Source organism: Deltaproteobacteria bacterium, from assembly GCA_022340465.1.
In the GTDB taxonomy this organism is placed as follows: Bacteria; Desulfobacterota; Desulfobacteria; order Desulfobacterales; family B30-G6; genus JAJDNW01.
The window spans coordinates 1-5,874 of record JAJDNW010000025.1; the positions used below are offsets into that span (position 1 = coordinate 1).

Annotated in this window: 5 protein-coding genes; 4 read left to right on the forward strand and 1 reads right to left on the reverse strand. The window is 53.8% G+C overall.

What is annotated here, in order from left to right; translation table 11 throughout:
• The first annotated feature begins 655 nt into the window (after positions 1-655).
• The 4 genes from LJE94_04815 (at position 656) to LJE94_04830 (ending at position 3,919) form a co-directional block, all read left to right on the forward strand.
• Positions 656-1,051 (forward strand): hypothetical protein, encoded by a 396-nt coding sequence (locus LJE94_04815; GenBank protein ID MCG6909430.1) that lies wholly within the window; start codon positions 656-658, stop codon positions 1,049-1,051.
• A gap of 196 nt (positions 1,052-1,247) precedes the next feature.
• Positions 1,248-1,823 carry a nuclear transport factor 2 family protein gene (locus LJE94_04820; protein ID MCG6909431.1) on the forward strand — a complete coding sequence of 192 codons (576 nt, stop codon included), beginning with the start codon at positions 1,248-1,250 and terminating at the stop codon, positions 1,821-1,823.
• A gap of 220 nt (positions 1,824-2,043) precedes the next feature.
• Positions 2,044-2,397, forward strand: coding sequence for a GFA family protein (locus tag LJE94_04825; GenBank protein ID MCG6909432.1), 354 nt, complete (start codon positions 2,044-2,046; stop codon positions 2,395-2,397).
• Between the two features lie 304 nt (positions 2,398-2,701).
• Entirely contained in the window at positions 2,702-3,919 is a 1,218-nt protein-coding gene (locus LJE94_04830) for a hypothetical protein (protein ID MCG6909433.1), read from the forward strand.
• A gap of 220 nt (positions 3,920-4,139) precedes the next feature.
• Here the strand turns inward: LJE94_04830 and LJE94_04835 are convergent, their stop codons facing one another.
• Positions 4,140-5,384: a hypothetical protein gene (locus tag LJE94_04835; protein ID MCG6909434.1), complete on the reverse strand. Its 1,245-nt coding sequence runs from the start codon at positions 5,382-5,384 to the stop codon at positions 4,140-4,142.
• Positions 5,385-5,874: the final 490 nt, after the last annotated feature.

Below are 5,874 nucleotides of genomic sequence, written 5' to 3' on the forward strand. Positions count from 1 at the left end.
GGGGCGGCGCCGGAACAACTGGACGCGATCGAGTTCAATGTGCCGCCTCTGCGCTAGGCAAAGAGCGTTTGTCCGATTTCGCTGACTCCTGCCCGTTGAACGGGACAAAAGAACTTGTCACCCGCGAGATTCACACCTGAACGAGTTCCGCTTACTGCTCGGAAGCAATCACTGGCCTGGAGGATGTCCTGAGTGCCGCTACCGACCCAATGCGGAAATTGTGCAGTTTTTAACCTAAACTCGATCCGGTGCTTGCTCATAACTCTGAGCATTGATATTCGCAGCCAAGAACCACCACAAAACCTCCGACTCACGCTGCCAGCGAAAAATGCAGGTAACTCGATTTTTAAATAGAAACGCAGTTTTTTTCTTTCTCGCCATTCTATTGCTAGCCGTTCTGGTGTTTGGAACGCAGTACATACTTCGTGTATCGACTGGCGGTATCGGCTACCTGCCTTTGGCAGCATTTCACGCGGTAACAACCGCACTTTGGTGCATCCTTTTGCTGGCACAGGGGTACCTTGTTCGGCAGGGTCGACTGAGGACACACAGGTCTCTTGGCAGAACCTCGTATCTACTGGCCCCGGTAGTCGCATTCTCAATTTTCTGGTTGAGTCTTGATGTCTTGAGGTACGACGGTATCGATGAAGGTTCCTTGTACATTCTCGCCGTCAGAGTCTTCCTGTTGATCTTCTTTCTTGGTTTTTTTGCGCTCGCCCTGTTCAACAAAAGGCATCCCGATGTTCATGCGCGGTGGATGATCTGCTCGGCGGCGATACTTTTGGATCCGATCCTGAGCCGCGTATCGGCCTTTTTGCATCCGGTACCCTGGACGACGGGTTTTCACCAGTTCGTCGCTTTTGGCTTGATGGATGTGTTAGTCGGCTTGTTAGTCGTGGCGGACTGGCGCCAAGGGCGAAAAGACGTGTTTGCAGCGGCTCTGCTACTGATGCTAATCGGGCAAGCGTCAGCGTTAATGGTCTGGGACACCATGGTCTTTCGCTCATTTGCGGAGTGGTTTAGAACGATTCCATTGCCGCTCGGTTATTGACTGGTTCTGGGCAACTCGGTGAACCGTGCGGTCTTCTTCATTCAACTTCCGGGGAACGACTAACAGCAGAACCACGACGCCCGATTTGGTCTTAGACTGCTTACGACTCAATTCGGAACCTGGGGAGGACGCTGAGCCAATTACTGAATTTGGATGTGATAATAAGCAACTTCTGACTTTCGGGGGCCTTATTACTATGCGTTACGCTCTGAGATTGCTACTCATTGCCGGAATAACTCTGTTCAGCGTTCAACATCCAGTCATTGCGGAAGAGAGTGCACGTTTGGAAGATAAGGAACTCTCCGCCATGGCATGCCCTCCCGATCCAAAGTTGGGAGCAGAAGTCGCCGCCAAGCGGTTTTTATTTGCCTTTACGAGATTAGATCAGGCTTGCTTTGACCAGATGTGGACGGAAGACGCCACTGCATTTCTACCCATGATAATTCGAGACTCAGGGCCCGGTCGCCTGGACGGAAGAGCGCAAATTCTTGCCACCTTCGACGTTTTCTTTGGAGACCGAGATGCTTCGGAGGAGGATGTCATGGGAATCGTTCCCCAATCCTTTCGCGTCGACCAAAAAGGCGATGTAGCGGTTGTGAGTTTTGTCCTTGGGCCTGAATTAGATAATCGCCGAACCTTTATATTTCGGCGCGAAGTTGATGGTTGGCGCATCTGGCATCATCACGCATCGTGGGTGGGAGACTTCGATGCCATCCTTGAAGCGGAGCTTCAGAAGCGCATTTCGGAAATGAGCGATCCTAGCGGAAACTAGACATCTGAAAAATGACTGCTCCGGGCCGGAATCTGATAGCAGCCCCTCCTTGTCGAGGGGCTGTTTTGATCCGAGAAGCAGCAATTGGGCTCCGATACCTGTTCGAAGGCCGCTAACGACCCGAAGGAGACGTCAGTACATCCCAGAATTGATTCCGGGGTTTTGGCGGCGCATCATCCTTGCTGGGAGGTTGGCAAACCGAAACCTGGGGAGACTACAAATGGAACAACACTGCGAAGGTGGGTGCCAGTGCGGTGCCGTCGCTTATGAGGTCGACGTCGATGTTGATGAGTGCATGACGTGTAATTGCTCGCGCTGTAAGCCCCTTGGCGCCATTCTGGCGTTCGCGCCGCGTTCGCAATTCAAGCTCTTGAAAGGTGAAGACAACCTCACAGAGTATCGATTCAACAAGAAATCGATCGCACATCTATTCTGCAAAACGTGTGGGATACAGAGTTTCGCTTACGGAGCCATGCCGGATGGTTCGGAGATTGTGGCGATCAATCTCAATACGCTACACGGCCTGGACCCCAAATCTCTGAACCCGAAGCATGTCGACGGACGGTCGATGTAGACGTAAAGTCGTTGGTCTGGAATCTGTCCAATAGGCCGCCCCTGGACGCTCTATGAACTGAGCGGCCTTCTTCATCTACTTAAGAAAAGCGCCTAATAGCAGAACCAGGCTGATGAGCTTGGGCTAAAGCTGCTACCGACCCAAAGCAGAAATACGAACTCCGTACAGACAGACAAAACGCGAGCATCCACCGAACCCTCACTGGAGATTCGCGAAGGTTCTTCTAAACTCGGAGTATGGGCCAGTGTCTGCGGCACAAATCGCTCACTCTGGTTTGATTCCTGACGATTCTGGAGAATAGAGCATGAAGACCCAGATAATCCTTCGTTCAATTTTTGCAATTCTGTTCTTGATGGGAACTTGCCAAGGCGTTTTTGCTGCCGAGTCCAAAGGCAAAGAGGGTCAAGCCGGCCGCCTGAAGGTGATGACCCAGAACGTCTACGTGGGCGCCAATCTGTTCAAGATACTGAACCCGGAACAACCTGTTCCGATCAATGCCGCGGAAATATTCGGCGACATCCAGGTGACAGATTTTGCGCAGCGTGCCGAGTCCATCGCGGATTTGATCGCGGAGCATGAACCGCACCTGATCGGCCTGCAGGAAGTCTCCCAGGTCCGTACCCAGTGCCCCAGCGACATTCTTCCTCCCCCGGGCGACCCGGCGCCGAACGCGACTGACGTCTTTGCGGACTACCTTGCCATTTTGCTGGCCGAACTGGCAGACAGGGGTCTCCACTACGAAGTTGCCGCTACTGTGACAAACGCCGATGTCGAACTTCCGGTGGCCAACCTGGGTCTGCTGGACTGTCCCGCCCCGTTTTTCGACGCTCGGCTGACCGACCGCGACGTCACCTTGAGTCGGTCGGATGTTGGCGTCACGTTTAGTTTGGGCGAGAACTTCATGTATAACCTACCGGTCCCTGTTCCGGGTGGTGGTGAAATCGTCTTCACCCGCGGTTACAACATCGTGGACGTGGATCTCCAGGGGCGCAGTTACCGCTTCGTAAACATGCACCTCGAGGTTAGCGGCAATCCGGCCGCCAATTTCTTCCAGTCCGTGCAAGCTTACGAAATGACCCAGATCCTGAACGGCCTTCCCAAGTTGCTCGGTGATGAGATCGTCGTCGTGGTCGGGGACCTCAATTCCGACCCAGACGAGGGACCGGAGTCAGTCTGTCTTTTGCCGCCGGAATTCGACACGCTGGGATTGTGCCCAACGCCTTACGCCTTGATGGCCGGCGATGGCTACATCGATACCTGGATGGTGCGCAATGGCGCCCACAGCCCGGGGAACACCTGCTGCCAGCAGGACCTGCTGATGAACCCGTATTCCTGGCTGGACGAACGCATCGACCATGTCTGGGTGCGTCCGCCGCAGGCGGGCCCGCAGGGGCCGAATTTCCTGCGCGCCGTACATGCTACCGTCGTGGGTAACCGGCAGGAGGACCGAACGGCAGATGGCCTGTGGCCGTCCGATCACGCCGGTGTCGTTACGGGCATGACATTCCGGCAGAAAAAGTAGGTTGACTGGAGTCCGGCAAGCTAGTGGGGGCGGTTTCAGCGGCTCCCGCTACCGCTCCCGCAGCCCGAATGTAAGCTCTTCCACTGGCCGAATCCTAACCGCAGCCCCTCCTTGTCGAGGGGCTGTTTTGATCTGAGAAGCGGAGATTGGGCTACCGCAGGTGTGCCAGGGCCGGTAACGACCCTCATAGGAACAAAATTGGTTTTGTCTGCCATTGCGGTTACTTTGCACCGATGTTCTTGATGTCCATCTTCTTCCAGTCTGTGGTGTCGTAAAGAAGAACCCCTGTATTTGTCGCCGTGAGCAGGTATTTCCCGTCGGGACTGAATTCCATGTCGCAGACATAAGTATCAGCTCTCCACTTATCGACTACCTTGTCACTTGCCCGATCAATCACGCCCATAACATTGTGCGAAGGTCCCCTGGTTGTGCTGACCACGGTCTTGCCATTCGGGGAAATGGCGACGGAACGGAAGCATGTTTCGGGCCTGAATGCCAAGCCCGCCGGCATCATCAGCAGTTGTGTCGCCGAAAATGGATCAAAGGCCATAAAAGGGGCTCCCACTGCGGCGCCAGCCGCCAGGCCGAGTACGGAAACCGCCACGACCGTTCCGACGCCGATGCCCTGCATGATCATGCTGGGATCGGCCAATTCGTCAATTTGCTCCAATGTCACGAATTTCCAAATCCGCACCTCCTCGCCAGCCGTGATCAGAGTTCTCTCATTGGGCACCAAAGCCATTTTGTAAACTTCGTCTGCTCCATCCAGGTTACCCACTTTCTCAAGCGAATCCGCATCCCATATGGCAACGTTCGAGGTGTTTGCAGGATGTACGGGTGGTTCGTGGTCGTTGGCACTGAATCCTTCGTTAATTGTTCCGGCGGCTTCGCTAAAACTCGTTTCCTCAACCGCCATGTTGTTGCGCTTCTTCGCTGTCATCGACGCGGACGCAAAAAATCGACCTTCCGGCCCAAACTGCAGATCCCAGATGTAACCGTCCAGATTTGCCACTGGCAAAAGCGGTCCGGCAACGTCGCCATTCATGGTTGTGAGCAGGATATCTCCACCCGCAGTACCGATGATCAGGCGGTTGGTCGACGGAGAATAGTCAAGGGTCGATGCAAAAACTTCATTATTTGGTGGCTCGATCACCGACAGTCGGTTTCCGGTGCGAATACTCCATATAGAGACCAATCCGCCCATACCCGTTGTTGCAATGCGTTGATCGTCGAGAAATACGAGGGTATCGCCGATTCCATGACGGAAATCCGATCGATTCGACGATTCCAAATTTTGCTGTGATTGGCGCAAAGTGATTACGGGCTTTCGATTTTCAACCTTCAACACGCGAATCTCAGTTGCATCCGCAAAAGCCAGCAGCGAGTGGTCAGCTGAAAACGCCACGGTGGAAAAGGCTCTTTCCTGACTCGGCGAACGTGATGCCACGCAGCCGGTGAGGGTCATAAGAACCACCAACAAAAGGCTTGTATGATTCATGAACGCGGCTCAGTTTTGGGGCAGAGGTATGCTTGATTCAGTCTAGTTCACGTTATGTTAAATGTCTGCCGATTGCCGGATTCTGACGGCAATCCACCGAGTCGAGGGACCGTTTTCATTTGAGAGGCAGAGATTGGTCTACTGCACTGGCACCAGGGCAGTTAACGACCCTTAGCGGACATTTGCTCACCACACTTTCCGCACAGTTCGTATTTACAGTTAATGTCCTTCAGTTGCCGGGATCCGGAGCCTCAACAGGTGTGACGTGGTTGCTCTGAAAAAGGAAAGCCATGAATCCATTTACGATACCGCTCATCGCCATTCCGGTTGCGATCACATTCTATGCCTCATTCGTCAAAGGACGTTGGGCCAGGCTTGGCCTGCTCTTGGTGGCGACAATGGTTTTCTGGCTTTTCCTGCAGGTGCATGTTGATTGGACTTTCACTCACCCGTTCGA